Here is a 25,209-nt window from a genome sequence, read left to right as displayed (position 1 = left end):
CTCAGAATAGGAAATAGCGCTGTGCCATCGGCACAACATCAACGGGCTCGCAGGTCAACAGTTCGCCGTCCACGCGCACTTCATACGTTTGCGCATCAACCGTGATCTCCGGCGTTTCAGCGTTATGCTTCATATCTTTTTTGCTCACATGGCGAATGCCGTGAACCGGTAGCACCATTTTTTGCAAGCCCAGCTTTTCATGAACGCCAAGATCATAAGCTGCCTGGGATACAAAGGTGATGGAGCTGCTTTGCAGCGCTTTGCCGTAGGACGCAAACATGGGGCGGTATAAAATCGGCTGCGGCGTCGGAATGGAGGCGTTAGCGTCTCCCATCAGGCTGTGGACGATCATGCCGTTCTTCATGACCATCTCCGGCTTCACCCCGAAAAAGGCCGGTTCCCAGAACACGAGGTCTGCAATTTTACCTGTTTCGATAGAACCTACATAGCTGCCGATACCTTGAGCGATAGCAGGGTTGATTGTATATTTGGCTACATACCGCTTGACCCGCTCGTTATCGCCAACACCGGTATCTCCCGGCAGCTTGCCTCTTTGCTTCTTCATTTTGTCGGCGGTCTGCCAGGTCCGCATAATGACTTCCGCTACCCGGCCCATCGCCTGAGAATCGGAGCTCATAATGCTGATAATGCCAAGATCATGCAATATATCTTCGGCAGCGATCGTCTCTCTGCGTATACGCGAATCGGCGAAGGCGATATCTTCGGGCACCTTGGGGCTTAGATGATGGCAGACCATCAGCATATCCAGATGCTCGTCGATCGTATTGACCGTGAACGGACGGGTCGGATTGGTTGAGGCGGGGAGGACATTGGCATAACCCGCCATCTTGATAATATCCGGGGCATGTCCGCCTCCGGCGCCTTCCGTATGGAAGGTGTGGATGACACGGCCATTAATCGCAGCAATTGTATCCTCGACAAAGCCGAATTCATTCAGCGTATCGGTATGGATCGCCACCTGAACATCATATTCGTCTGCGACACGCAGCGCATGATCGATGGTCGAGGCCGTGGCGCCCCAGTCTTCATGGATTTTCAAGCCGATCGCTCCGGCACGCACCTGCTCCGCCAGCGGCTCTTCGGCTGATCCGTTCCCTTTGCCCAAGAAGCCGACATTAATCGGGAAACCTTCCGCAGCTTCGAGCATACGATAGATGTTCCACTCTCCGGGCGTGCACGTCGTCGCCTTCGTGCCTTCCGCAGGGCCTGTCCCTCCGCCGATCAGCGTAGTCACGCCGGAGGAAAGGGCAGCTTCGACTTGCATCGGGTTAATAAAGTGGATATGGGTATCGATGCCGCCTGCCGTTACGATTTTGCCCTCGCCGGCAATGATTTCGGTCCCCGCGCCGATGATCAGGTCCACGCCATCCATCACCAAGGGGTTGCCGCTTTTGCCGATTCCGGCAATTTTCCCGTCGCGGATGCCAATATCCGCTTTATAGATCCCGGTATAGTCCACGATAATGGCATTGGTGATGACGACATCCATAACACCTTCTGCGCGTACCGCCAGCGGATGCTGTCCCATACCGTCGCGTACCGACTTCCCGCCGCCAAATTTGGCTTCTTCTCCGTACTGTGTATAATCTTTTTCGATCTCAATGAACAGCTCTGTATCCGCCAAACGGACGGCATCTCCAGTTGTCGGTCCGTACATATCTGCATATTGTCTTCTTGACATACTGAAACTCATCATGATTCCTCCCTTATCCTTCTGCTGTAAACTGTGCGATGCTGACCGCGTACGTCTATCTGTTCACTGAGCCTTCGGTTTTGTTATTGAATCCATACACACGGCGTTCTCCGGCAAAGGGGATCAGCTCTATCTTTTTTGAATCGCCGGGCTCGAAGCGCACGGCTGCGCCGGCCGGGATGTTGAGCCGCATGCCAAAGGCAGCTTCCCGATCGAACTCGAGAGCTGTGTTTACTTCATAGAAATGGTAATGAGAGCCTACCTGAATAGGACGATCCCCTGTGTTAAGCACCTCGAGGGTGATACTCTTTTTTCCTGCGTTGCAAACGATGTCGTCATTTCGCAAAATATATTCCCCTGGGATCATATCCAATTCTCCTTCTCTTCTGAATGATGGATGGTCACATAAAACTATTTGATCGGTTCATGAACCGTTACAAGCTTCGTCCCGTCCGGGAAAGTAGCTTCCACTTGCACGTCATGGATCATTTCGGGAACACCTTCCATAACATCCTCACGCGACAGCACCTTCGTGCCCTCTCTCATAAGCTCCGCAACGGTTTTCCCGTCCCGCGCTCCTTCCAGAATTTCATAAGTGATCAACGCGATCGCTTCGGGATAATTCAGCTTGAGCCCTCTCTCTTTCCGGCGCCTTGCCAAGTCGGCCGCTACCACAATCATTAATTTCTCCTGCTCTCGAAGCGAGAGTTTCATAATTCAATCCTCCTTGTAGGAATTGTGTGATGTTGCGCCTAATTGGTTTTTTTCCCTGTAAAACAAGATTATTCTAGCGCCGTGATATTAAAATTAGATTAATGGAATATTATTCTAAGGTAAACTATTTACATTTAAATTAATATTTTCACTTCTTCGACACAAAAAAGGTGCCCCTCAGCCATTTTCATAGCTTTGGGACACCCTCTTTTGATTTAACGGCATAATGCGAAATAACTTAGGCCTGCCGACGTATCCTTGCGTCGTTTACTGCTTGATCTCGTGCCCTTTCAACGGATTGTAATTCGGATCTAACAAACGTGCCACAGATTCCAGAGGATACATGCTGGCGTAGCGAACTCCAGAGCGAATCGCCTTCAAGTCTGGAGATAATCGGTGTTAGCATTAGGTAGAATACCCACTTCCGACCGCTGTTGTCCTCGGGAAATTTGGATTGGAAGCCGCTTATTAGCGGACATTTCCCGAAGACAAAGGCGGTCGCTATCGCTTCTCCAGTGGATACCCTACCTTCGTATGTTTCTCTATTTTTGTAAAAGCTCACTTTTTCAGCACTCTTACCGATCCAACAGGTCGGTGTTTTGCTGTCGGAGGACTACTAACGTAATTTATCAAGAAGGTTATAGTAATAATAAGTTTTAGATCTTTGTTTGCCATCCGAAAAAATAATTCTCTCTGCTTCGAGAATCGATAGATACCTCCTGCATGTTACCTCTGATAACTCAGCAGTCGAACAAATGGTGTGGACAGTGAAGATCGGTTTTTGGAAAATGGCATCTATCAATTTTTTAACATTGCTGCTGTTAATTAAGGATTGAGCCACATTAAGATCATGTTCATACAGCTTATTTACATCATTAATTAAACGGATATTTTTATTGGCTTGAATAATAACTGCTTCCAGAAAAAATTTAATCCATTGATCCCAATCACCTTTATACCTTGTATCGTTCAAAAACCGATAATATTTATGCTTATCCTTTTCCAATGCTTCGCTTAAAAAAAAGTTAGGATAATCTATAACCTTCTTATTGAATAAATATAAAGGAATGAGAATCCTTCCGATCCTTCCGTTGCCGTCTAGAAAAGGATGGATCGTCTCAAATTGGGCATGAATAATAGCAACCCGGATTAATTCATCGAGGTCGTCTTTAGGGTCATTGATATAAATTTCAAGATTGCTCATATATTGATCAACTAAATGTGGCGCAGGAGGAATATAGGTAGCCGTCTCTAACGTACATCCTTCAGGTCCTATAAAATTTTGAATTCTTCTATATTCTCCAGGGGAACGATTGCTACCGCGAACCTCGTTAGACATTAGTGTGGTATGCATCGATTTAAAGAGCCTTGTAGAAAGTGGCAGGAACGCTAATTTATCCATTCCTTCTCGAAGCGTATGATAATAGTTCAGTACTTCTTGAATATCTTTATTATTTTTTCTGCTCTGAGCCTCGACCTCAAGAACTTCGTCAAGAGTGACCTGAGTCCCTTCAATTTTTGTTGATTGAACAGCTTCGTGTAACATGACCGGATTTAATAATAACTGTGAAGGGATCTTTGAATTTTCAAGCAATACCTGATACTGGGCGACTTTTTTGTTGGCTTCGATTAGTTCCCGTATGTAAAGCAACTGATTGATTCGCTCTTGTTTCAATGGTAACTCTTCCGGAACAAAGGGTGTTCTCGTCATGGCAATGCCTCTTTTCTTGAATCGATACTTTTATCTTTATTATCATTTTACCTCATTTATGTTTGCAAATATACACGAACTCTAAATTAATTAACAGTATTCTTTGAATTCGATTTTAAAATTGATACGGATTCGAGCGAATCACCTTTACTAATATAATTTTCATGTGCGTATGGGTTATGTTTACATAGCTAGAACATAATTTAGGATTATCGTTAACATAGAGTCGCTATGATTATCTTAATTGGAATATCATTAATGAGGGGGAAGTAAGATCTCAAATTTTATTAATCCCTATTTAGAATGTTTTGATATTCTGCTAGAAAAACACCTGCACAATATTAAAATAACTGCGAGAACTCTAGATATTAAGCACATGTATAATCGAAAGGATTTTATGGATGAATTGTTTCATGAAGGAAGCATAGGTTTATACGAAGCTTATCGAAGCTATGATCCAACAAAAATGGAAGGAAAAGCAGTGAAGTTTTGGAGTTACGCTCAACATAGAGTCAGAGGAAGAATGATAGATTTTATTGGAAGGCAGTCCAACTTAATCCGGCCTAGTCGAAATGTTGAAATTATTGCTGTTAAAATTAAAAAAATAGGCTTACAAGAGAAGGAACCCAATGAAATTGCTGATATTCTAAATTGCTCTATTAATATGGCCAAACAAGCGGTAGAATTTTTAAGAATTAGAAATGTTGCTTCGTTTAGCCAACCCATTAATCCCAAAAATTACAAACAAGGTTTGGAATTAGGCAATATAATTCCATATTCAACGGACTTTTCTGAAACTGAAATACCCCAAATATGGAAACACCTTACTTCTCAAGAAAGTGTATATTTAGATTACAAAATGCAAGAGCTAAGCACTAAAGAAATAAGAGAAAAAATGGGTTTGGAAAGAGCAGAGTTACTGGATATCAATAATTCATTGATTCAAAAGGCAAGACAACTTTATGCCAATAAAGAAAAATATTTAGGGACTGAATTCATGACTAAAAAAGAGGTGAAACTGCCTATGCTAACAAAAGCCGAGTATCTAAAACATAAGAATAACAACATTTTGGAAAAAGAAATTTGTAGGAAGTACAAAATTTCTAAAAGTGCCCTTATTAAGTTAAAAAAAAGTTGGGGATTGGCCAAACCAAGGAAACAAAAAAAAGAAAAAATTATAGCCATATCGAACATGCTTAAAATTTCTGAATCTGATAGTACACCCATAAATGAGAAAAAGAGTGAGGAACTTAAAATTACGCAATTGCATGAAAAAATCACTTCACTCGAAACAAAACTTCGGGAATTAGAGGGGAAATTGGCCGCTTCAGAGCACGAACGAGAAATACTATGGAAAATGCAAGATATTTTAAGGGCTAAGCTAGTTTAAACTCAGTCAATAATACTCTTTAATAATCCTCAGTGAAAAAGTATCCCCCCTAGTTTTTTTCTACCAATAAACATGTGCGACAGCGACATTCTGCTTTGACTATGTGATTTTCAGGAAACATGCTCCCCCTACTTTTTTTAAGGTTCCTGTAAGGTTCCTATTAAAACGCTGTAAGGTGCGGCGAACTATAATCGTTCTTGTAGAGATACAAGGAGGATTACTTCATGAAAACCATCTTACAAGCAAGCAACGTTCAAAAAATATACGGCACGAAGGAAAATCAATACAAAGCGCTGGAAGATATCGATCTGGAAGTGAAGGAAAGCGAGTTTATCGGCATCATGGGGCCTTCGGGGGCGGGGAAATCTACCTTGCTCAATATTTTGTCCACCATCGATACCCCGTCGTCCGGGGAAATCGTCATCGCCGGTCAAAATATCGTGAAGATGAACGAGGAACAATTGTCGGACTTCCGCCGCAATCAGCTCGGTTTTATCTTTCAGGACTATAACCTTCTCGATACGCTGACGGTCAAGGAAAACATCCTGCTGCCGCTCGCCTTGTCGAAGGTTTCGGCCAAGGAAATCGAAGCGCGCGTCCATGAAATCGCCGATACGTTCGGCATCCGGGACATTCTCGAAAAATACCCCTACCACATCTCCGGAGGCCAGAAACAGCGAACGGCCGCGTCGCGCGCCATTGTTGCCAATCCGAGCTTGATCCTGGCGGACGAGCCAACGGGGGCATTGGATTCGAAATCGGCTACCAGCCTGCTTGAAAGCCTGACCCTGCTCAACGAACGGCATCGATCGACGATCATGATGGTGACGCACGATGCGTTCGCCGCAAGCTTCTGCAAGCGAATCTTATTTATTAAAGACGGCAAAATGTACGCCGAAATTCACAAGCTCCAGCAATCGCGGCAGGAATTTTTCCAAAAAATATTGGATGTCCTCGCTTCGCTTGGAGGTGGGCGGTAAATGACGCTAGCTCAGCTTGCCGGAAAAAATATCCGAAAAAACTTTACCAACTACTTTCTGTACTTCGCTTCGATGATTTTTAGCATCGTCATCTACTTTACGTTCGTGTCGTTAAAATACGATTCGACGATCCTGGCTACATCGGACACTTCGCCCAAAATCAGCTCCGCCTTTACCGGGGCTTCGGCGGTCTTGATGATTTTCGTCGCCATATTCATCTGGTACTCCAATGCCTTCTTCACCCGCAAGCGTAAAAAAGAAGTCGGCCTGTACTCGCTGCTCGGCGTGCGGAAGAAGCAAATCGGCCGGATGCTGTTCTACGAAAACTTGATGATGGGCCTCTTCGCCCTCGTGATCGGCATCCTGCTCGGGTCGTTATTGTCCCGAGGGTTTGTGACGATTCTGATGAAGGTCATGGGCTATGATGCGATGGCGAATTTTCATATTTCGCCGCAAGCAGTAGTCAATACGATTGTCGTATTCAGCGTAATTACCGTCATTACGTCGCTCCACGGGTACCGATTGATCTACCGGTTCAAATTAATCGAGCTGTTCCAGGCGGACAAAGAAGGAGAGCAAGAGCCGAAAGCCTCCCTGGCGATGGCGCTGTTAGCCGTACTCTGCATTGGGATCGGCTACTGGCTGGCGCTGCAAAACATATTGGAGTCCGCCGCTTGGCGAAACATGGGCTTCATGGTAACGCCGCTCGTGATCGTGGTCGCCGTAATCATCGGCACGTATTTATTGTACAGCACCTTCATCGTGTACCTGTTGAAGATGGCCCGGAAAAACAAAAAGCGATTTTGGAACGGCGTGCAGATTATCAGCACCTCCCAGCTTCTGTACCGCATGAAAGGAAACGCCCGCACGTTAACGATTATCGCCGTCCTGAGCGCGACGACACTGACGGCCGTCGGAACGGCGTACAGCTTCTATTACAACAACCGAAGCAGCGTCGCGCTTGCCGATCCGAACAGCATGATGTTTATAGCGAGCGACCAACGCATAGCAAGTGAAGTCCAAGACCGGATCGCGCGTGATCCGAAGCATGAGGTTGTGTATCATGAGCGCATTCCGGCCCTGCAGATGAAGGTAGATATTACGAGCCTTAACAGTAAAATTTCCAGCGATATCGTGAGCTATACCCTTATTTCCAATACAGCTTTTAACAAACTGGCGGAGCTCCAGCAGCGAAAAGATTCACTGGCGCTGCAAGGACAAAAAGCGGCCGTACTGGATGCGGGATATTACGAAGGGCTGTCGCCTGAATATGTAGGCTCGACGGTGTCCTTGAAGGCGAAGGAGCTTGCGGAGAACATTACTTTCACAAGCCTGAAGCGGTACAACGTCCTCAATCTTCGGACGGCGAATACGACGGTCGTCGTCAGCGATGAGGTTTTTGCCAGATTGCAAAAGGAAGCCCCTCTCGTGAATATGGAAGCTTACAAGCTTACGCACGAGGACGACGCGAAGCCCTTAACAAGCGAGATTCAATCCATGCTGCCGCGGGAAGCGCACTTTTCCAGCTTCTACACGGATTATGCCGCCGGTATGGAATCGAGCGGGCTCATCATTTTTATGGGCGGGTTCTTGGGATTGGTTTTTCTCGCCGCCACGGGAAGCATCATTTACTTTAAACAGCTCACGGAAGCCAACGCGGACAAGGACCGTTACGTCATTCTGCACAAAATCGGCGTGAACAAAAAAGAAATTCGCAAAACGATCGCCAAACAAATCTTATTCGTCTTCGCCCTGCCGTTAATCGCGGGGATCGCGCATTGCGCCGTTGCTTTAACTGCTTTATCCAGGCTCATCCAAACGAACCTGGTGATTCCCGTCTTGATCTGCATAGGCGCTTACGCATGTATGTATACCGTCTATTACTTCTTAACCGTCAATACCTACTACAAAATTGTAACCAAATCGAATGCATAATACGGAACGGGAGAGGACCTATGAAAAAACTAATCATTTCTTGCATTGTCATCGCGGCTCTTTTGCTCGGAGGCTTGTTCTTTCTACAGAACGTCAATCTGAACCGTTTAGGAGCAGATGTGTATTATACGCAGGTTCAAGGACAAGGAAAAAAGCTTGAAGATAAAATCGACAACGGAGAAATCATGGTCAGATACGAATACGAGCTGACGGCTTTTGACAAGAACGGGCAGCAAAAGACATTTAAGTTCTCCGCCCCGAAGCAGCTTCGGGAGAAAGCGTACCTCAGTCTGTTTGTGAAGGACGGAAAAGGCGTGACCTCCTACGAGGAAGTAAAGAAAGAAGAGCTTCCGGGGAAAGCAAGTCAGCAGTTGCAGTAAATCGAACAATCGTAAGGAGCCAACCACTATGAACCCATCCATCCCGCAGCAAGAAAGGATCGCAGCCCTGGATATCATTCGGGGTCTTGCGTTGTTCGGCATCTTGTTTATCAATGTCAAAGGATATATCGTCCTCACCGAAGGGATGATCATACCGGAGTACACCGGAATTAATCAAGTCATCGATACCCTGATTCTCATGTTTGTGGAAAAGAAATTTTTCTCTATCTTCTCGTTCCTGTTCGGCGTCGGCTTTTACATCTTCGCCTCGCGCGCCGAACACCGGGGGGACAAGCCGATCTGGCGGTTTACCCGCCGCTTGCTGGTGCTCCTCCTGATCGGCATTATTCATGCCTTTATCTTCTGGGGCACCATCCTGCCCGTGTACGCGTTGATCGGTTTGCTGCTACTTCCATTTTACCGGGCTAAGGTGACGACGATCCGCAATTGGCTTGGAGGCATCGCCGGAGTGTACTTGCTTACGCTCATCTCGAAGCTCGCGATGGGGACTGCGGTTCCGTTATCCAGCATGGTCGATTTTGTGATCTCCGATACGACTTTAATTTTCATCATGTTTTTGGCCGGGTTTCTGGCCGCGAAGGCCGACTGGATCAGACGGATCGGGGAATTGAAAAAGCGGATTCGCTTGGTACAGCTTGGGTCCCTGCCGATCTTTGCCGGGTTATCGGTCTGGATCTGGATGGCTGCCCAGCATGGAACGGATGAGCTGAAGCTCATCATTGCCTTGAGCGCCATTCCCGGAGTCTTATTGTATGTGACATCGCTGTTTCTGCTGCTTGAGCATCGGGCAGCCCGGACAATTCTTCAGCCCTTCGCACGCGTGGGTCAAATGGCGCTGACGAATTACGTCGCGCAAAGCTTAATCGGATCGCTGTTCATCTCGCTCATGGGCCTGGAGACGGTGTCCCCTGCCAATGTGGTCCTCATCGCCTGCCTGATTATGATCGTGCAGCTCGTCTACAGCAGCCTGTGGTTTCGCTATTTTAAGATGGGCCCGTTGGAAAAAGCATGGCGGTTCATGACGTACGGCAAAAAGCAAACCGCCAAATAAACCGGATAATGCGCAAAAAAGCTGATGCAGCACGGCTTTCTTGCGCATTTGTTTCATGCCGCTTGATAAATGAAAGAAAGTGCCGCATACTCACACATAACAAGAATTGCATTCCACACCTTTCCCTTCCCAGGAGGCACGATGACATGTCGATCAACAAAAAGGTTTTGATTATAGACGATGAGGAAGCCATATTGAAGCTTGTAGCCACGGTTCTGCGCAAAGAAGGCATCGAGCATGTCATCACGGCCACGACGGCGGAAGACGGATTCGCTCAATTCGAGCAAAAGCAGCCGGATCTGGTGTTGCTGGACATTATGCTGCCGGATGGGGAAGGCTATGACGTGTGCAGGCAAATTCGGGCGGTCTCGAAGGTTCCGATTTTATTCTTATCGGCCAAGACGGAGGAAATCGACAAAATTTTAGGCTTTGCCATCGGCGGCGACGATTACATCACCAAGCCATTCAGCCCCAAAGAGCTGGCTTACCGCGTGAAAGCCCAATTGCGCAGAGCCGATTATATGCAGCCGGAGGCCGTGAAGGATACCGTCTTAACAGCGGGCCCCTTTGCGTTAGACGAACAAAAAGCGGAGTTTTTAAAGAACGGGACGAGCATTGAATTAAAGCCGAAAGAGCTCGGATTAATGAAGTATTTTCTCCAGCACGTCAATAAAGTGATCAGCAAGGAAAGGCTTTACGACGCCGTCTGGGGGGAGGATTTTATCGGCATCGACAATACGGTCATGGTCCATATTCGGAGGCTGCGGGAAAAAATTGAGGACCAGCCCTCCCAGCCCCGCTATTTAATTACCGTCAAAGGCTTGGGCTACAAGCTGGCTATCGAGGGATGAATAGGTTATGAAATGGAAGTTAACAGTAAGATATCTGATCTCGGTTGTCTTCGTCGTCCTCTTCATTATTTTCGTCAACCTGTTCCTTATGCTTGCTTTGTTAACAGCCAAGTCTGTGCTAAACATCCCTTTCTTTCAAGAAGAGGAGCACTCTCCCGAGCAGTTTACACGACAGTTTCAAGATCAGATCGTGATTTCCGGCGATGTACCGACGATTGCCAACGCAGGCAAGGAGGAGCTAAGCAGCAGGAACGCGTGGATTCAAATTTTGGATGAGACTGGAAAACAACTCTTCAGCTACAGGACGCCGGAAGGGTTAAAGAAAAGCTACACTCCTTCGGAAATTGTTCAAATGTACAAGTACAAGGAAGTGAATGGCGAGACGACGGTTTTTGTCGGAGACAAGAAAACGGGCGACCGCGCTTACAGCTACTTGATCGGGATGGAAAACCGCAATATCAACCGGTATTTTATTTTGTACGATAACCAATCGTTGTTTGGCATGGTGAAGGTCGGCGGTATCGTTCTCGTTATCGATATTTTGATTACGTTGCTGATCGGGTATTTCTTGAGCAAACGGCTGACCAAGCCGCTATATACGCTAATCGACGGGATCAAACGGCTGGCAAGCAATGAATATTTTCATGCCCGGCCGGCGGGCGTCTTTAAGCAAGTATTTTCGAATATCAATCATTTGTCCAATCAGTTGAAGGCGAATGAGTCAGAACGCAAAAAATTGGACCGGATGAAAGAGGAATGGGTTACGAATATTTCCCACGATATTAAAACGCCTCTGGCCTCGATTCAAGGCTTTGCCGAAATGATGAAGGACCCGGACTACCGCTTTACCGAAGACGAAATCAGGGAATATGCCGACATTATCGAGAAAAAGTCGCTTTATATTAAAGAGGTCATTGAGGATCTAAGCTTAACGACCAGATTGAAAAACAAAGAACTGACGTTAAACAAAAAAGCGACCAATCTCGTCGTGTTATTGCGAGATATCGTGATCGATATCGTCAACGACCCGAAGTACGCCAAACGTCATATTGAATTTCATGCCAATCAAGAGAACATCCCGGCAGAGGTAGATGAAATTCTTGTGCGGAGAGCGGTCCACAATTTAATTTATAACGCGCTCATCCATAATGACGTCAACGTGAACATCGACGTCCGGATTGAAAAGACCGATCGGATTCACATTGTCATCCAAGATAACGGCAAAGGCATCCGAAAAGAGGAGCTCGACAAAATTTTCGACCGCTATTACCGCGGCACCAACACCGGGGATGCGCACAAAGGCTCCGGACTCGGCATGGCGATAGCCAAAGATGTTATTCAGGAGCACGGTGGAGAGATAGCGATTCATAGCGAGGTCGGCCGCGGGACGACGATTGACATTCAAATGTAGACTCGGTTCGTGACGAGGGGAAGGGAGCGCGGCATGGCCGGCTCCCTTATGTTTTACTTGACGAGGACTTTAAGCGGGGAAGACTTCGTCGTACCGAATGAGTTCACCAGCTCGCACGTATAAGTATACGTTCCGGGCTTTTGGTTCGTGAAGGTTTTAACCGCCTTTTGCGCTTGCGAGCTATTGTCCGTCAGCTCTTCCTCATAGATCAGCGTATCGTTCTCATACAATCTCCACGTGTCGCCGTTATTGCCCCACCACATGTTCATCGTGATCGCATAGTCCTTCTCATTGTTCCAGTTGTCGTGGCTCAGGCTGGGGGAGCCGGGAACATCGGTCGCCTTCACCGATCCGCTCGCATTGCCGATTTTGACGCCAACCTTCATGGCGCTGCTGCCGGGGACATTCACGTTCACGGAGATTTTCGTATCGGTGCCTTCATAAGTCGCGCTCGAAGGCTTCGTTTTCGGGCCGAACGACGTATTGAAACCGCTTGCGTAATAGTGGTCGTAAGTCCCGCTTCGCTTCGTATCGAGCTGGCTGTAGCCGAGCGTGCCTTCGTTGGCTTCTTCGAGATCGACCAGCTTCCGCTGCTCATTCATATTGCCGCTCTGCGTCTCGTCCACGTGCCAGACCGCGATGCCCGGCTTGCCGCCCTTGAGCGACTTTTCCAGCGCCCGGTCATATCCCACAAAGCCGCGGTTTTCCAGAAGGAAAAACTGTCCCGGCGTGCTTGTGTTAATTTTGACGACGTTGTACGCATTCGGATTCGCTGGCTGAATCGTGTTGAGCGTATACGTATACGAGCCGTTCGCGCTCACTTCCGTCGGCTTCACCCACCCGAGCCGGTATTTGGACCAAGCGTCCATATGAACCGGCGTGGAACCCGCATAGTTGTTCCCGTAAGACCCCCATGACCCGCCGGCCATCAGACTGTGCGGACCGACACCCATAGAGGAATTGTCCGTGTCGTACAGATCGGGCAGACCGAACAAATGACCGGTCTCGTGAACAAGCACGCCCATCGTCGCCATATGGTCGTCGTGGTTTTCGCCTTGCTGGATATACTCCAGATTCACCGTTTTGCCGTCTCCCTGCCATGTTCCAGCGGACCAGCGGTGCGCCCACAGACTCGGCGTCTTACCGCCACTGTAAGCGGCTTCATAACCGGCCGTGACGGTTACCAGAAACAGCTCGTCCCGTGTGACTTTGCCATCGTTGTTCGTGTCGAAGCTGGCAAAATTGACGTACGGATCGGCAGCCGCTATGGCGTCCCTGACGATTTTTTGGTTGGCCGCTCCGGTGTTGCCTCCCGTATTCGGGTGAGGATAGCCGAGCTTGACACGAACGACGCCGTCACCAGCCGTGCCGTACGATTCCGCCGCAGGGCCGATCGTCATTTTTCCTGCGCTGACCTCTTTGTAGTAGTGCTTCACCGTGCCTTCCTTATCGCCGAAAAATTTGTCGCTCCACTCGCTATCGGAATATTTCATGCCGATATCGGTGAAATCCACGAGCATCACAAGCAGCTTGCGGGAGCTGCCGGTGTTGATCGGTGCAAGGGACGGGCCGGGGTCCGGTTCTCCGAGAAACGGCGCGACGTTGGATTTGATCTTCTCCACGATCTGCTGATCCTGCGCCCACTGCTTCACCTGCTCTTGCTTGAGCGTCTGATCCGGTTTCGGGTCAATGTTCACCCTTTTTCCGCTTGGTTTTAACGAGATTCCTTCAATTTCGGCATAATTCCAAAAACCGTTCTTGTCCTGCACTAATACGTCGTCATCCACCCCCTTCGTCCAGTTCAGCCATTCGTCACCCTGCAGAGCCGCTTGGAACGTCTCCCCTGTCGGCTGCTTGAAGACTTCCGTTCCGCCATAAGCCGGAACTCCCAAGCTCACCGATGCGGTGCCGAAGTAGGCCAAGCCGGAAATGATTAGACCGCATGTTAGTTTCTTCAATTTACCATACCTCCCTTATTTTTACTTCTCCTTTAGTATAAGGGATACTCTAGCGGTTGAGATGAGTTGATAGAACTACTAGAGAGCTTTTATTTTATACGCCGACTTGGCTAGCTTACCTTGAGTAAATGGTGAATTTATCCTAAATTATCGACACCACGGCAGCTCTCTGCTATCCGAATGTCGAAACAACCTGTCGACGGTGTCGAAAGGAGCGGGACGCGGCAACCAAAGAAACCGGCCGCCTCCAATGGTCAGGAAACCATGGAAACGGCCGGCGGTGAAGGTCAAGCTGCGTGCCGGAAACGGGTATCTTTACGAAATGGAAAACTTGGCGGAGAAGTTCATTTTTTTCACAAAGGAGCTGTTTGCCCCGGCCTTAAACTGAACGTACATCGGACCGTTCTTTTGTGCTGTGAAAATGCGTCCGTAAGGGGTATTCGTATTGTAAGTCCCGAGCGCTTGACCGTCCGCGTCATAGACGGTATAAGTAATGGGGAACCCCGAGTTATAGACGAAAACGGTAAGCTCTTCTCCTTGATTCAGGACAAAAGCTTCTTTTTCGGTTTCCTCATAAGAAGTCAGCGAATAATATTTTACAACCTCTTTTGCTTCCAAATTCGCAGCGCTGCTAGACGCGGTTGTACCGGCAGATTGGCCGGAAGCGCCGACAGTACTGATGTCCGTTGGATTGCTTGCCATAACCGAGGCAGAGACGGACAGCACCAGGGCCATCGATAATGCGGCAGAGACGATAGTCTTTTTCATAATTTCCCTCCAAAGGATTATATTTGTAAACACAATCCTATTCTACCATTGACCATGATATATTTCAATTTTTTGGTAGAAACATAGACCCAAGGAGGAAATTATGCATCACGTCTGTCCGAGACTCCGATCTCCGGTCTTCATGAACTCGTACGCCCCCCGTTACCCCGCCTGCTTCGCTTGAACCGCTCCTCGCGACCTCCTGGCCGACCTTGCCCCGCGGATCGCGTTGAGGTTCACCAGCAGAATGCCGACGATGATCGTGATCCCTCCCGCGACGGCCTCCCAAGTGACCGCTTCTCCGTACAGCAGAGCGCCTAACGCAAAAGCGATTAACGGCGAAATATAGAGCCACGTTGTCGGGAAGAACGGATTCGTCTTCGCCACGAGCCAGTAAAACAAGCTGTGGCCCATCATCGACCCGACCACGGTCAAATACAGCAGCGCTCCGATTCCCTGTCCCGTTGCCAAGGCGTTCAACGGCTCGCGTTCCGTGAACAGGGACAGAACGAGCAGCAGAATTCCCCCGTGCATCATTTGTATGGCGTTCAACGCCAACGGCGACGTCTCCGGGTACCGCACAAGCGCCCGCTTGGCATAAAGCGCGCCCGACGCATAGGACAGCTCCCCGATCAGAATCGCGCCGCAGCCCACCACCCAGAACAGATTCGTCTCTACGGACAGGTTCGGCGCTACCAGCAGCCCCACTCCCGCAAAGCCGAGCACGCACCCGATGACGGAGCTGCGGCTTGCCTTGTTCCGCAGTACGATGCTTTGAATCAGCAATAGGAAAATCGGCCCCGTCGCAGATAAAATCGCCGCCAGTCCGGAGCTTACATACTGCTCGGCCCAATACAGCGTCGCAAACGTGCCGAATGTCAGCCCGATCCCTGTCGGCAGCAGGTCCTTGCGCCACAATAGCGAGAAGCGCACTTTTCCCGTGGCCAACGCCCAGACAAAGATAATCGCGCCCGCCAACAGGAACCGCATGCCGGCCGAGAAGAACGGAGAAAGTCCCGCGTCGATCCCTACCTTAATCATCAAAAACGTCGTGCCGAAAATCAAACACATCACCGTATAGCCTAACCACACCATGTCTCTCTCCTCCTTCTATTTCTCCATCATAGAAGAAGGGGCACAGAACAGATCAATCATCGCAGAACAGATGACGAAAAAAAGTGCTACAATGGAGATCAAGAAAGGAGCGTGCGACGCGTGAACAAAATTTACCCATCCGCCGCCCAGCCTGCCCGGCTGTACGAGAGCGTCTGCGACGACATCCTGAAACGGATCGACCGAGGGGAATGGAACGAGCTCGGCAAGCTTCCTTCGATCCGCGAGCTCGCCCAGGAGCTGGGCGTTCACCGGCTGACCGTGTTCAAAGCCTACCAGCTGCTGAAGCAGAGCGGCAAAGCGTACGTGAAAGACAAATCCGGCTATTATCTCAACACCGGCAGCTTGCCGTCCGACCTGACGGCGATGCCTGCCGTACATTCTCATATTCAGCAAAATCCACTATCGGACATCCAGCGGGTTCCGGTGGTTTATCAGTTCTCCCAGGCGCTGCTCGATCCGAATCTGCTGCCGAATCAGTACCTTTCGGCCTACGTCAAGCAAGCCTTCGATCTGTATCCCAAAGTGCTCGGAACCTACGCGCCTGTCCAAGGTGATCAAGAGCTTCGCGAGGCGATGACCGAGTACTTGGCGGCCGAGCACCGCCTCGCTCTTACGCCCGGTGAGCTGCTGATCACTTCCGGGGCGCAGCAAGCGCTGGACCTGCTGGCCAAGACGCTGCTCAAGCCGCGGGATGTCGTGCTTGTAGAACGTCCGACCTATGGCGCGGCGATGGATATTTTCCGCAGCTACGGCGCGCAGCTTGCCTCTGTGGAGATCCATCCGCACGGCTATGATTTGGAGCAGGTAGCCAAGCTGATGAAGGAGCGCAAGCCCCGCTTCTTTTATCTCAACCCGACATTTCACAACCCGACGGGCTATACCGTGTCCGCAGAGCAGCGGAAGCGCCTGGTCGAGCTGGCGGCAGAGCACCGCTGTCTTCTGGTGGAGGACGATGCGTTTCACGACATTTACTTCAAGCAGCCACCGCCGCCACCGCTGTTCGCCTATGATACGGAGGGCTATGTCGCCTACATTCGCAGCTTCAGCAAGTATATCGCCCCCGGCTTGCGCATCGCCGCCGTGGCAGCCCGACAGCCGGTCATCGGCAATCTGCTGACCGCCAAGTCGCTCGCCGATAACGGCACGCCGCTGTTGAATCAAAAGATTTTTCTGCTCCTCTTCTTCTCCGACCGGATGCAGCGGCACCTGGAGAAGCTCCGCATCGCGCTGCATGTGCGGATGAGCATTATGGAGGAAGCGCTGTCCGGCACCGGCTTGTCGTGGACCAAGCCCGCGGGCGGCTTGAACTTATGGATCAAGCTGCCCGACCGGGTCAAAGCAGGAACGCTCCTGGCGAAGGGTATTGAGCAGTCGCTCACGTTCGTACCCGGCACAATCTGTGATCCGCTCGCGGAATTCGACGACCGGATTCGCTTGAGCTACTCCTACGCCAATGAAAACCAGCTGCGCGAAGGAGTCCGGCTGCTGGCCGGGCTGCTGCGCTCCTTGACCTGATGCGCTGCGTACGGTCAAAAGCCCGCCGCTCCTCTTCGGGAACGGCGGGTGATTTGGTTTTGACATAACACTAGAGGCAATCCATCTCAGGCTTCATACACCTTAGCCCTCCCGTGCATCGTCTGGGAGTTCATTTTGCTTATTTCATCGATGAGAGCTACACGGTAACTGCCGTTTCCTTGTTGACCGGCAGTTTCATAAGCAATCTCCCCTGCAATCCCCATGCACAAAAGACCGGCGACGGCCGCCATGCGGTAATCCGCCGTAACGCCGCAGAAAGAGCCAATAAGGGACGTACTCATGCAGCCCGTACCGGTTATAGAACCCAGCATGGGATGCCCATTCTCAATGCAAATTACGCTTCGGCCATCGGATACGATATCGGTCGCACCGGTGATTGCCACCGCACAGTTGTATTGCTTCGCCAATCCGTTGGCAATATCGATGCCGCTTTGCAGACCGTTTTCCAAGTCCGCTTCGGAAGCGTCCACTCCTTTCGTTGTTGCTTGGAGCCCGGCGATATAACGAATTTCGGACATATTGCCGCGGATGACGCTGAATTGTAATTGTTCAAGCATCGTCCTAACCGTCTGATTGCGAAGCTTCGACGCGCCTGCGCCCACGGGGTCCAAAACGACGGGGATGCCCATCTCGTTTGCTTTCTTCCCGGCGGCAAGCATAGATTCCACGGTTCGACTATTCAATGTCCCTATATTCAACACAAGCGCAGAGGATATGGCGGTAATGTCAGCGGCTTCCTCAATATCGTCAGCCATAATGGGCGAAGCGCCGATGGCCAGCGTAACGTTGGCGCAGTCGTTGACGGTCACATAGTTGGTAAGATGGTGAACCAAAGGTTTTTTTTTCCGGACGCTGTTTACTAAATTGCCGATACTTGAGGTTAAGTTATTGTCCATTGTTGATCTCCGCTCCATTCTTTAATCCGTTTTGGTAAAGCTCATAAAAATGATGCGTGGGGCCGTGGCCCTTTCCAATCGCCAAGGAATGCCGAATAGCCGTCGTGATATATTCCTTTGCCCGATGTACCGCTTCCTGTAAGCTGCACCCCAACGCAAGGTTGGATGCAATAGCCGCTGAGTAGGTGCAGCCTGTGCCATGCGTATTTTTGGTCTCAATAGCTGTGCGTCGAACGTGTAGAACCGCTCCCCGTCAAACAAAATATCCAGCGCGCTTCCCGACGCATGGCCGCCTTTGACAAGGACGTTTTTACACCCCATACGGTAAATCGCTTCAGCGGATTTTTTCATATCTTCGACATTGTGAATGGACATACCGGCGATTTTCTCCGCTTCCGGAATATTGGGGGTCAGGAGGTCGGCGAACGGAATCACCTTTTCGATCAGCGTGTCTATGGCGTCGGGGTTCATAAGCGGACAGCCGTTTTTCGCATACATCACAGGGTCAAGAACAATATTGGCGGGAGCGTATTGCTTGAGCTTTCCTGCGACGGCCTCCATGCACTCGGGCTGTGAGAGCATACCGATCTTCACCGCGTCCACATCAATATCTTCAAAGATGGCATCGATTTGTTTCTCGATCATATCCGGCCTGACATCCTGAATGTCAATGACGCGGCTCGTATTTTCGGCGACCACCGAAACAATGACGCTCATGCCAAAAACGCCATGCGCCGAGAACGTTTTTAAGTCAGCTTGAATGCCGGCGCCTCCGCTGCAATCCGAACCGGCAATCGTTAATACTTTTTTCAAGTCTATCCTCTCCGCTCCGTACCATTGGTAAAATAAAAAGCCCTTGTCCTAAATCTGACAAGGGGAAATAACACGATCCATTGTTATTTGCTCCCTACGCCAGTATTAACTAACAGGTTCAAAGGGTCAGGTTTTAACCTTCTCAACTGCGAACAGTCCCCCCGCAAACAATAAGCCATATTCAGTTTTAGCACATAAAAATAGAGCGCTCTCGTTCGTGGAAAGCGCCCTAATCATATACATATAGACATGTAATGATTCACTTCCCTACGCCGGTATTAACCGACAGGTTCAAAGGGTCAGGTTTTAACCTTCTCAACTACCAAGTAGTCCCCCCGCAAATTAGTTCCATTGAAACATACGCTTATCCAAAAGTCAACTGCATCGGTCACGTTTGCTGATAACAAACAGACGATACTGAAGTGACGCAAATGGCACCGGTCCCGAATTGCAGGAGGATCTGGATAAGCTGGCGAAAAGGTGAAGACGATCATAAAGTTTTCTGCACTCGGGCAAGCATGATATTTCCGTGCATAGATTGCAAGGATTCATTTATCTTCGAATCCTATAATTTATTTTGAAAGGAGGGTACGTATGGACTGGCTGGATCGCATGAACAGCGCAATGGAGTATATAGAAAGACATCTGTCTGAGACGATTGATTACGACCAGATAGCTAGGATTGCCTGTTGTTCGACTTATCATTTTCAACGGATGTTTTCGTTCATAACGGATGTGCCGCTGTCAGAGTATATTCGGCGCAGACGGCTGACTCTTGCCGCGTTCGAACTTCAAAACAGGGATGTTAAGGTCATTGATATCGCTTTAAAGTACGGTTACGAATCACCTGAAGCATTCTCCAGAGCGTTCAAAAAAATGCACGGTGTAATGCCTATGTCAGCGCGCGATAAGGGCATGTCACTGAAAGCCTATCCTCGGATGTCCTTTCATATTTCAATTAAAGGAGATGTGGGGATGAACTACAAAATCGAGGAAAAACAAGCTTTTGACATGTTCGGTGTATCGACTGAAATCAATGCTGACGGCGAAAATCCGTTTATTGAAATACCTGCTTTTTGGAGCCAATGTATTTCTGAGGGAACCGTTGACCGAATCCGTACCGCCGCAGGTTTAGGTGAAAATGGACAGCTTCATGCATTGCTATATAACAGACGAGGTAACGTATTTTCCTATATGATCGGGTATTATTTGCCTCAGAGCGGTCTGCCGGAAGGGTTTGAAAAACTGTTAATTCCTCCGCAAACCTACGCGATCTTTTCAACAGGTTTATATCCCGATGGACACAGCGGCATTCATGCATTATGGAAACGCATTTGGGGGGAGTGGTTTCCGACCTGCAACTACGAATCCGCAAATGGTCCCGAGTTTGAAATGACCTACGACAGAGGCAATAACCTGTATGAAATGGAAGTTTGGATGCCGGTAGTAACAAAAAACGAATCGTAGGCAAATATGCAACAACTAGGTGTTAATTCCTTTGCATCACACGGCATAATCGGAAGCCCGTCAAGGAATGCAGTTTATCTTGATGGGCTTTTTCATATTCCGCCGCTCTTTACAACATCATATCCTTAGGGTTATCACATAAACTCTCTGCTAAATCGGCAATTTTGTTTATTGTTTCATCGGAAGCATATATTCCCATATTTTCAATACCGTTGGAAGCACTAAAAATAACTGCAATATGATTATCTTTTGTTTCTCTGCATAATTTAACGGCTCCAGGGGATTGTCCCCTATGGGGTGTTTCATCAAAACTTGGCGAGTAACAATAGGTAAATACAGAACTAAAGTCGAAATCATTCGGCAGAATTAAAACGATAGAGCCTCTTTTAAAGCTTCTTGCATGCCCTATATATTCATGTCCTGATATACATTCTTTTGTTTTGTCAAATCTATATTTTCCTTTGTATGGAATTAAGATGTCTTCTTGTTTCATATCAAAAGGCTTACCCACCAGCTCTCCAAATGCGCCTTCGTGCTCTTCGGAAGTCCCTCTATAGACAAAAGCTTGTTTCCGCCATAATATCACACACCTATTTATTTAATTCCTTACTTTTCCTTACATTGTCAACCCTTTGAAAAAGGGAACCTAATCATTCAACGCACATTGAATAGTCCGAATTTCGGCCTTGAGCCGCGATTGTGATTTCGTGGAACCATGCAAAAAAACAACCGCAGGACGTGCCTGCGGTTGTTTCTTCAGGTAGAGCCTTCAGCTCAGCCCGCTTCCTGTCCCCGTCCTCCGCCAGTAAACTGGCTGCGGTACAGCTCGGCGTAAAAGCCTCCTTGTTCAAGCAGCTCCTCGTGGGTGCCTTGCTCGATCACGCTGCCTTTGTTCATGACGAGAATCAGGTCGGCCTCGCGAATCGTAGACAAGCGGTGCGCGATGACGAAGCTGGTTCTTCCTTTCATCAGCTCGTTCATCGCCTTCTGAATATGAACCTCCGTCCGCGTATCGACGCTGCTGGTCGCTTCGTCGAGGATCAGAATCGCCGGGTCGGCGAGGATCGCGCGGGCAATGGTCAGAAGCTGCTTCTGGCCTTGCGAAATGTTCGACGCCTCCTCGTTCAAGACCGTATCGTAGCCGTCCGGCAGCGTCCGGATAAAGTGGTCCGCATGCGCGGCCCGCGCGGCCTGCACGATCTCGTCCTCGCTTGCGCCTTCGCGGCCGTACGCGATGTTGTCCCGGATCGTCCCGTTGAACAGCCACGTATCCTGAAGCACCATACCGAACAAGCTGCGCAGGTCGCCGCGCTTCATTTCCGTGATATCCGTACCGTCGATGGTGATCCGGCCGTTGCCGACTTCGTAGAAGCGCATCAGCAGGTTGATCAGCGTCGTTTTGCCTGCGCCGGTCGGGCCGACGATCGCGATCGTCTGTCCCGGTATAACGTCGATGTTCATGTTGTCGATCAGCACGTCATCCGGCTTGTAGCCGAACCGGACGCTTTCGAACCGCACCTGCCCCTTCGCTGCGCCAAGACGTTTCCCCTCGGCATGCTCCGGGTCTTCCTCCGATTCGTCCAGCAGCTCGAACACGCGTTCCGCCGAAGCGATAGTCGACTGAATGACGTTGGCGATCGTCGCCAACTGGGTGATCGGCATGAAGAACTGCCTGGAATATTGAATAAACGCCTGAATGTCGCCGATCTCGATCGAGCGCTTCGTCACCAGCAGCCCACCGACGACGCTGACGAGAACGTAGCCGACATTGCCGATAAAGCTCATCATCGGCATGATGATGCCGGAAATAAACTGCGCCTTCCAGCCGGACTCGTACAATTTCCCGTTAATGCCGTTGAACGTATCGACCGACTGGCGCTCGCGGCCGAACGCTTTGACGATTTTGTGGCCCGTGTACATTTCCTCCACGTGCCCGTTGAGCTCGCCGAGCGCTTTTTGCTGCTCCTTGAAGTAGCCTTGCGAGCGGGAAGCGACCGCTTTGGTCACGATCAGGCTGAGCGGCAGCGTCAGGAACACGATCAGCGTCATAATCGGACTGATCGTCAGCATCATGACGATGACGCCGACCAAAGTGATCACAGACGTGATCAGTTGCGTCAAGCTTTGCTGCAGCGTGCTGCTGATATTATCGACATCGTTCACGACGCGGCTCAGAATTTCCCCGTTCGTCCTCGAATCGAAAAATTTAAGCGGCAGCCGCGCCAGCTTCTCGTTCACCTCTTTGCGCAGGTCGTACACCGTCTTCTGCGCTACGCCGGCCATCAAATACTGCTGCACGTAGGTAAACGCCGCGCTTATGATATATAAAACCGCCAGGATCAACAGAATATAATGCACGTAGCCAAAATCGATATGCGCACCCGGCACGCCTTTCATTTTCTGCATCAAGCCTTCAAACAGCTTGGTGGTCGCATTTCCCATTAGCTTCGGGCTGTAGATGCTGAAGATCGCGCTGACAATAGCCGCGGCAAACACGGCGAGCAATTGAAACTTGCGGGGCAGCAAATACCGGATCAGCCGCTTCAAGGTGCCTTTGAAATCCTTCGCCTTCTGCACCGGCATGCCCATCCCCGGGCCTCTGCCGAATGGACCGCCGCCACCACCGGGTCCCGGGGCTCTTCGTTGATCACTCATCGGGTCTCCTCCTTTCCGCCAAGCAAAGTGACCGCGGCCTCGTCCGGTTCCTGGGCCGTGCTGCTTCCGGCAAGCTCGTCTTCGGAGAGCTGCGAGGAAACAATTTCGCGGTACACCTTACAGGTGTCCAGCAGCTCCCGGTGACGGCCGATGCCCGCAATTCGGCCTTCGTCCAAGACGATGATCCGATCAGCATCAATAACCGTGCTGACCCGTTGGGCCACGATAAGTACGGTAGCCTCTCCCGTCTCTTCCCGCAAGGCGGCCCGCAGCTTCGCGTCCGTCTTGAAATCGAGCGCCGAGAAGCTATCGTCGAACACGTAAATATCCGGCCGCCGCACCAGCGCGCGGGCAATGGAAAGACGCTGCTTCTGTCCGCCCGATACGTTCGAGCCCCCTTGAGCGATAACCGAATCGAAGCCGTCCTTCATCTCGCTCACGAATTCCGTCGCTTGCGCAGTGTCAGCCGCATGGCGAATTTCTTCCTCCGTCGCATCCTCTTTGCCGTACCGGATGTTATCACGGATCGTTCCCGAGAACAGCACGGCTTTTTGTGGAACGAAGCCGATCTTGGCGCGCAGCGCTTCCTGCGTCATCTCCCTGACGTCCGTGCCGTCCACCAGCACGCGCCCACCGGCTACGTCGTAGAACCGCGGGATAAGACTGATCAGCGTCGATTTGCCCGCGCCGGTGCCGCCGATGATCGCTGTCACTTCACCAGGTCCCGCTTTGAACGTGATGTCCTCGATCGCCGGTTTTTCCGCGCCCGGGTAGCTGAACGACACCTGTTGAAACTCAATGTGGCCTTTCAGCGTCCCGCCGTCTTTGGCTTGCTCGGGGTCGTTCAGCGTAGGAACCATGTCCAGCACCTCGCGAATGCGAGCGGCGGAAACCGACGCACGCGGAATCATAACGAACATCATGGACACCATCATCAGCGAGAACATGATCTGCATCGCATACTGCAGAAAAGCCATCAGCGAACCGACCTGCATATCGCCGCTATCGATGCGGAAGCTGCCGAACCAAATAATCGCGATGGTCGCAAAATTCATCGTCAGCATCATGACGGGCATCATGGCTCCCATAATCCGGTTGACCTTCAGCCCCGTCCCCGTCAGGTCGAGGTTGGCGTCGTTAAACCGGCGTTTCTCGTGCCCGGCGCGGTTGAACGCCCGAATGACGCGAATCCCGGTCAGCCCTTCGCGCAGCACCAGATTCAGCTTGTCGAGCTTCTTCTGCATCTCTTTGAACAGCGGAATTCCCCGGCTCGCAATCAAGTAAATAGCTCCGACCAGCACGGGAATGATTACGATGAGGACCAGCGACAGTTTGGCATCCTTCGACACGGCCATGATGATGCCTCCGATACACAGCATCGGCGCGCTGACCATCATCCGCAGCATCATCGTAAGCACCTGCTGCACCTGCGTAATGTCGTTGGTCGTTCTCGTAATGAGCGAGGCCGTGCCAATCCGGTCGAACTCCTGCAGCGAGAAATTCTCTACATGCTCGAATACGCTGCCGCGCAGCCGCTGACCGAAGCCTGCGGCCACCTTGGAGGAATAATAGCTCGCCGCGACGGAACAGGCTGTGCCGGCTGCCGCCACCAGCAGCATAAAGCCTCCGATCCGCAAAATATAGGGCGTATCTCCCTGCACGACCCCAATATCGACAATATCGGCCATGAGCGTAGGCAGATACAAGTCGGATAAAGACTGCAGGAAGATTAAAGCCAGTACGATAGCGATAGGCACACGATACGGCTTCAAATAAGCAAACAACTTCAACATACTTTATTATCATCTCCACTCGCTTGGACCCGTCTCCGGCACCAGAAAA

The 25,209-nt window shown here is 50.0% G+C and carries 20 protein-coding genes, 1 pseudogene and 2 riboswitches; of the genes and pseudogenes, 9 read left to right on the top strand and 12 right to left on the bottom strand.

Annotated elements, in window-relative coordinates; translation table 11 throughout:
- Window position 1: 1 nt before the first annotated feature.
- From ureC to QMG93_RS04350, 4 genes are all read right to left on the bottom strand, one after another.
- A complete protein-coding gene (gene ureC / locus QMG93_RS04365; protein WP_281934211.1) occupies window positions 2-1,714 on the bottom strand; it encodes an urease subunit alpha in 1,713 nt (570 codons plus the stop codon).
- Window positions 1,715-1,769: 55 nt separating this feature from the next.
- A complete protein-coding gene (locus tag QMG93_RS04360; RefSeq protein ID WP_108532323.1) occupies window positions 1,770-2,081 on the bottom strand; it encodes an urease subunit beta in 312 nt (103 codons plus the stop codon).
- A gap of 44 nt (window positions 2,082-2,125) precedes the next feature.
- The gene (locus QMG93_RS04355) at window positions 2,126-2,428 is read right to left on the bottom strand and encodes an urease subunit gamma (protein ID WP_010500693.1); all 303 of its coding nucleotides are present in this window, start codon (window positions 2,426-2,428) and stop codon (window positions 2,126-2,128) included.
- A 616-nt stretch (window positions 2,429-3,044) separates the two neighbouring features.
- Window positions 3,045-4,139 carry a Fic family protein gene (locus QMG93_RS04350; RefSeq protein ID WP_281933825.1) on the bottom strand — a complete coding sequence of 365 codons (1,095 nt, stop codon included), beginning with the start codon at window positions 4,137-4,139 and terminating at the stop codon, window positions 3,045-3,047.
- A gap of 376 nt (window positions 4,140-4,515) precedes the next feature.
- Here QMG93_RS04350 and QMG93_RS04345 point away from each other — a divergent pair, with 376 nt between their 5' ends.
- From QMG93_RS04345 to QMG93_RS04315, 7 genes are all read left to right on the top strand, one after another.
- Window positions 4,516-5,529 carry a sigma-70 family RNA polymerase sigma factor gene (locus tag QMG93_RS04345; RefSeq protein ID WP_331488636.1) on the top strand — a complete coding sequence of 338 codons (1,014 nt, stop codon included), beginning with the start codon at window positions 4,516-4,518 and terminating at the stop codon, window positions 5,527-5,529.
- A gap of 224 nt (window positions 5,530-5,753) precedes the next feature.
- On the top strand, window positions 5,754-6,509 hold the full coding sequence (locus QMG93_RS04340) for an ABC transporter ATP-binding protein (RefSeq protein ID WP_281933823.1): 756 nt from the start codon (window positions 5,754-5,756) through the stop codon (window positions 6,507-6,509).
- Complete coding sequence (locus tag QMG93_RS04335; RefSeq protein WP_281933821.1) at window positions 6,510-8,444, top strand: ABC transporter permease; 1,935 nt, start codon at window positions 6,510-6,512, stop codon at window positions 8,442-8,444.
- A gap of 20 nt (window positions 8,445-8,464) precedes the next feature.
- Window positions 8,465-8,824 (top strand): YxeA family protein, encoded by a 360-nt coding sequence (locus tag QMG93_RS04330; protein ID WP_281933820.1) that lies wholly within the window; start codon window positions 8,465-8,467, stop codon window positions 8,822-8,824.
- A gap of 28 nt (window positions 8,825-8,852) precedes the next feature.
- Window positions 8,853-9,896 carry a DUF418 domain-containing protein gene (locus QMG93_RS04325; protein WP_281933818.1) on the top strand — a complete coding sequence of 348 codons (1,044 nt, stop codon included), beginning with the start codon at window positions 8,853-8,855 and terminating at the stop codon, window positions 9,894-9,896.
- A 146-nt stretch (window positions 9,897-10,042) separates the two neighbouring features.
- Complete coding sequence (locus tag QMG93_RS04320) at window positions 10,043-10,747, top strand: response regulator transcription factor (protein WP_281933816.1); 705 nt, start codon at window positions 10,043-10,045, stop codon at window positions 10,745-10,747.
- A gap of 7 nt (window positions 10,748-10,754) precedes the next feature.
- The gene (locus QMG93_RS04315) at window positions 10,755-12,158 is read left to right on the top strand and encodes a sensor histidine kinase (RefSeq protein WP_281933814.1); all 1,404 of its coding nucleotides are present in this window, start codon (window positions 10,755-10,757) and stop codon (window positions 12,156-12,158) included.
- Window positions 12,159-12,211: 53 nt separating this feature from the next.
- On the opposite strand, the gene QMG93_RS04310 is transcribed toward QMG93_RS04315, so the two are convergent.
- From QMG93_RS04310 to QMG93_RS04300, 3 genes are all read right to left on the bottom strand, one after another.
- Entirely contained in the window at window positions 12,212-14,116 is a 1,905-nt protein-coding gene (locus tag QMG93_RS04310) for a M6 family metalloprotease domain-containing protein (RefSeq protein ID WP_281933812.1), read from the bottom strand.
- A gap of 315 nt (window positions 14,117-14,431) precedes the next feature.
- Complete coding sequence (locus QMG93_RS04305) at window positions 14,432-14,884, bottom strand: hypothetical protein (RefSeq protein WP_281933810.1); 453 nt, start codon at window positions 14,882-14,884, stop codon at window positions 14,432-14,434.
- Between the two features lie 162 nt (window positions 14,885-15,046).
- Entirely contained in the window at window positions 15,047-15,979 is a 933-nt protein-coding gene (locus QMG93_RS04300; RefSeq protein WP_216795990.1) for a DMT family transporter, read from the bottom strand.
- 120 nt (window positions 15,980-16,099) lie between these two features.
- On the opposite strand from QMG93_RS04300, the gene QMG93_RS04295 reads away from it, so the two are divergent.
- Complete coding sequence (locus QMG93_RS04295; RefSeq protein ID WP_216795989.1) at window positions 16,100-17,515, top strand: PLP-dependent aminotransferase family protein; 1,416 nt, start codon at window positions 16,100-16,102, stop codon at window positions 17,513-17,515.
- 86 nt (window positions 17,516-17,601) lie between these two features.
- Here QMG93_RS04295 and thiM read toward each other — a convergent pair whose 3' ends face one another.
- Both thiM and thiD read right to left on the bottom strand, forming a co-directional pair.
- Complete coding sequence (gene thiM, locus QMG93_RS04290) at window positions 17,602-18,432, bottom strand: hydroxyethylthiazole kinase (protein WP_281933806.1); 831 nt, start codon at window positions 18,430-18,432, stop codon at window positions 17,602-17,604.
- Window positions 18,422-19,245, bottom strand: a pseudogene (gene thiD, locus QMG93_RS04285) (bifunctional hydroxymethylpyrimidine kinase/phosphomethylpyrimidine kinase). The gene thiM and the pseudogene thiD overlap by 11 nt, the downstream one beginning before the upstream one ends.
- Before the next feature lie 74 nt (window positions 19,246-19,319).
- Window positions 19,320-19,418: riboswitch (TPP riboswitch) on the bottom strand.
- Window positions 19,419-19,491: 73 nt separating this feature from the next.
- Window positions 19,492-19,592: riboswitch (TPP riboswitch) on the bottom strand.
- Window positions 19,593-19,839: 247 nt separating this feature from the next.
- Between thiD and QMG93_RS04280 the strand changes: the two are divergent.
- Window positions 19,840-20,712 carry an AraC family transcriptional regulator gene (locus tag QMG93_RS04280; protein WP_281933804.1) on the top strand — a complete coding sequence of 291 codons (873 nt, stop codon included), beginning with the start codon at window positions 19,840-19,842 and terminating at the stop codon, window positions 20,710-20,712.
- Between the two features lie 109 nt (window positions 20,713-20,821).
- On the opposite strand, the gene QMG93_RS04275 is transcribed toward QMG93_RS04280, so the two are convergent.
- The 3 genes from QMG93_RS04275 to QMG93_RS04265 all read right to left on the bottom strand — a co-directional run bounded on the left by QMG93_RS04275 (window position 20,822) and on the right by QMG93_RS04265 (window position 25,160).
- Entirely contained in the window at window positions 20,822-21,298 is a 477-nt protein-coding gene (locus tag QMG93_RS04275; RefSeq protein ID WP_281933802.1) for a hypothetical protein, read from the bottom strand.
- Between the two features lie 188 nt (window positions 21,299-21,486).
- Window positions 21,487-23,367: an ABC transporter ATP-binding protein gene (locus tag QMG93_RS04270; protein WP_281933801.1), complete on the bottom strand. Its 1,881-nt coding sequence runs from the start codon at window positions 23,365-23,367 to the stop codon at window positions 21,487-21,489.
- On the bottom strand, window positions 23,364-25,160 hold the full coding sequence (locus QMG93_RS04265; protein ID WP_281933799.1) for an ABC transporter ATP-binding protein: 1,797 nt from the start codon (window positions 25,158-25,160) through the stop codon (window positions 23,364-23,366). Before QMG93_RS04265 ends, QMG93_RS04270 begins: the two co-directional genes overlap by 4 nt.
- Window positions 25,161-25,209: the final 49 nt, after the last annotated feature.

This window comes from Paenibacillus tyrphae (assembly GCF_027925525.1).
In the GTDB taxonomy this organism is placed as follows: domain Bacteria; phylum Bacillota; class Bacilli; order Paenibacillales; family NBRC-103111; genus Paenibacillus_G; species Paenibacillus_G tyrfis_B.
The sequence above is the reverse complement of the archived record's forward strand: the minus strand, read 5'-3'. Positions and strand labels throughout refer to the sequence as shown.

Excerpts from the sequence above, each read along its gene's own strand:
- ureC (WP_281934211.1), bottom strand. The coding sequence starts at position 1,714 with ATGAGTTTCAGTATGTCAAGAAGACAATATGCAGATATGTACGGACCG.
- QMG93_RS04360 (WP_108532323.1), bottom strand. The coding sequence starts at position 2,081 with ATGATCCCAGGGGAATATATTTTGCGAAATGACGACATCGTTTGCAAC.
- QMG93_RS04355 (WP_010500693.1), bottom strand. The coding sequence starts at position 2,428 with ATGAAACTCTCGCTTCGAGAGCAGGAGAAATTAATGATTGTGGTAGCG.
- QMG93_RS04350 (WP_281933825.1), bottom strand. The coding sequence starts at position 4,139 with ATGACGAGAACACCCTTTGTTCCGGAAGAGTTACCATTGAAACAAGAG.
- QMG93_RS04345 (WP_331488636.1), top strand. The coding sequence starts at position 4,516 with ATGTATAATCGAAAGGATTTTATGGATGAATTGTTTCATGAAGGAAGC.
- QMG93_RS04340 (WP_281933823.1), top strand. The coding sequence starts at position 5,754 with ATGAAAACCATCTTACAAGCAAGCAACGTTCAAAAAATATACGGCACG.
- QMG93_RS04335 (WP_281933821.1), top strand. The coding sequence starts at position 6,510 with ATGACGCTAGCTCAGCTTGCCGGAAAAAATATCCGAAAAAACTTTACC.
- QMG93_RS04330 (WP_281933820.1), top strand. The coding sequence starts at position 8,465 with ATGAAAAAACTAATCATTTCTTGCATTGTCATCGCGGCTCTTTTGCTC.
- QMG93_RS04325 (WP_281933818.1), top strand. The coding sequence starts at position 8,853 with ATGAACCCATCCATCCCGCAGCAAGAAAGGATCGCAGCCCTGGATATC.
- QMG93_RS04320 (WP_281933816.1), top strand. The coding sequence starts at position 10,043 with ATGTCGATCAACAAAAAGGTTTTGATTATAGACGATGAGGAAGCCATA.
- QMG93_RS04315 (WP_281933814.1), top strand. The coding sequence starts at position 10,755 with ATGAAATGGAAGTTAACAGTAAGATATCTGATCTCGGTTGTCTTCGTC.
- QMG93_RS04305 (WP_281933810.1), bottom strand. The coding sequence starts at position 14,884 with ATGAAAAAGACTATCGTCTCTGCCGCATTATCGATGGCCCTGGTGCTG.
- QMG93_RS04300 (WP_216795990.1), bottom strand. The coding sequence starts at position 15,979 with ATGGTGTGGTTAGGCTATACGGTGATGTGTTTGATTTTCGGCACGACG.
- thiM (WP_281933806.1), bottom strand. The coding sequence starts at position 18,432 with ATGGACAATAACTTAACCTCAAGTATCGGCAATTTAGTAAACAGCGTC.
- QMG93_RS04280 (WP_281933804.1), top strand. The coding sequence starts at position 19,840 with ATGGACTGGCTGGATCGCATGAACAGCGCAATGGAGTATATAGAAAGA.
- QMG93_RS04270 (WP_281933801.1), bottom strand. The coding sequence starts at position 23,367 with ATGAGTGATCAACGAAGAGCCCCGGGACCCGGTGGTGGCGGCGGTCCA.
- QMG93_RS04265 (WP_281933799.1), bottom strand. The coding sequence starts at position 25,160 with ATGTTGAAGTTGTTTGCTTATTTGAAGCCGTATCGTGTGCCTATCGCT.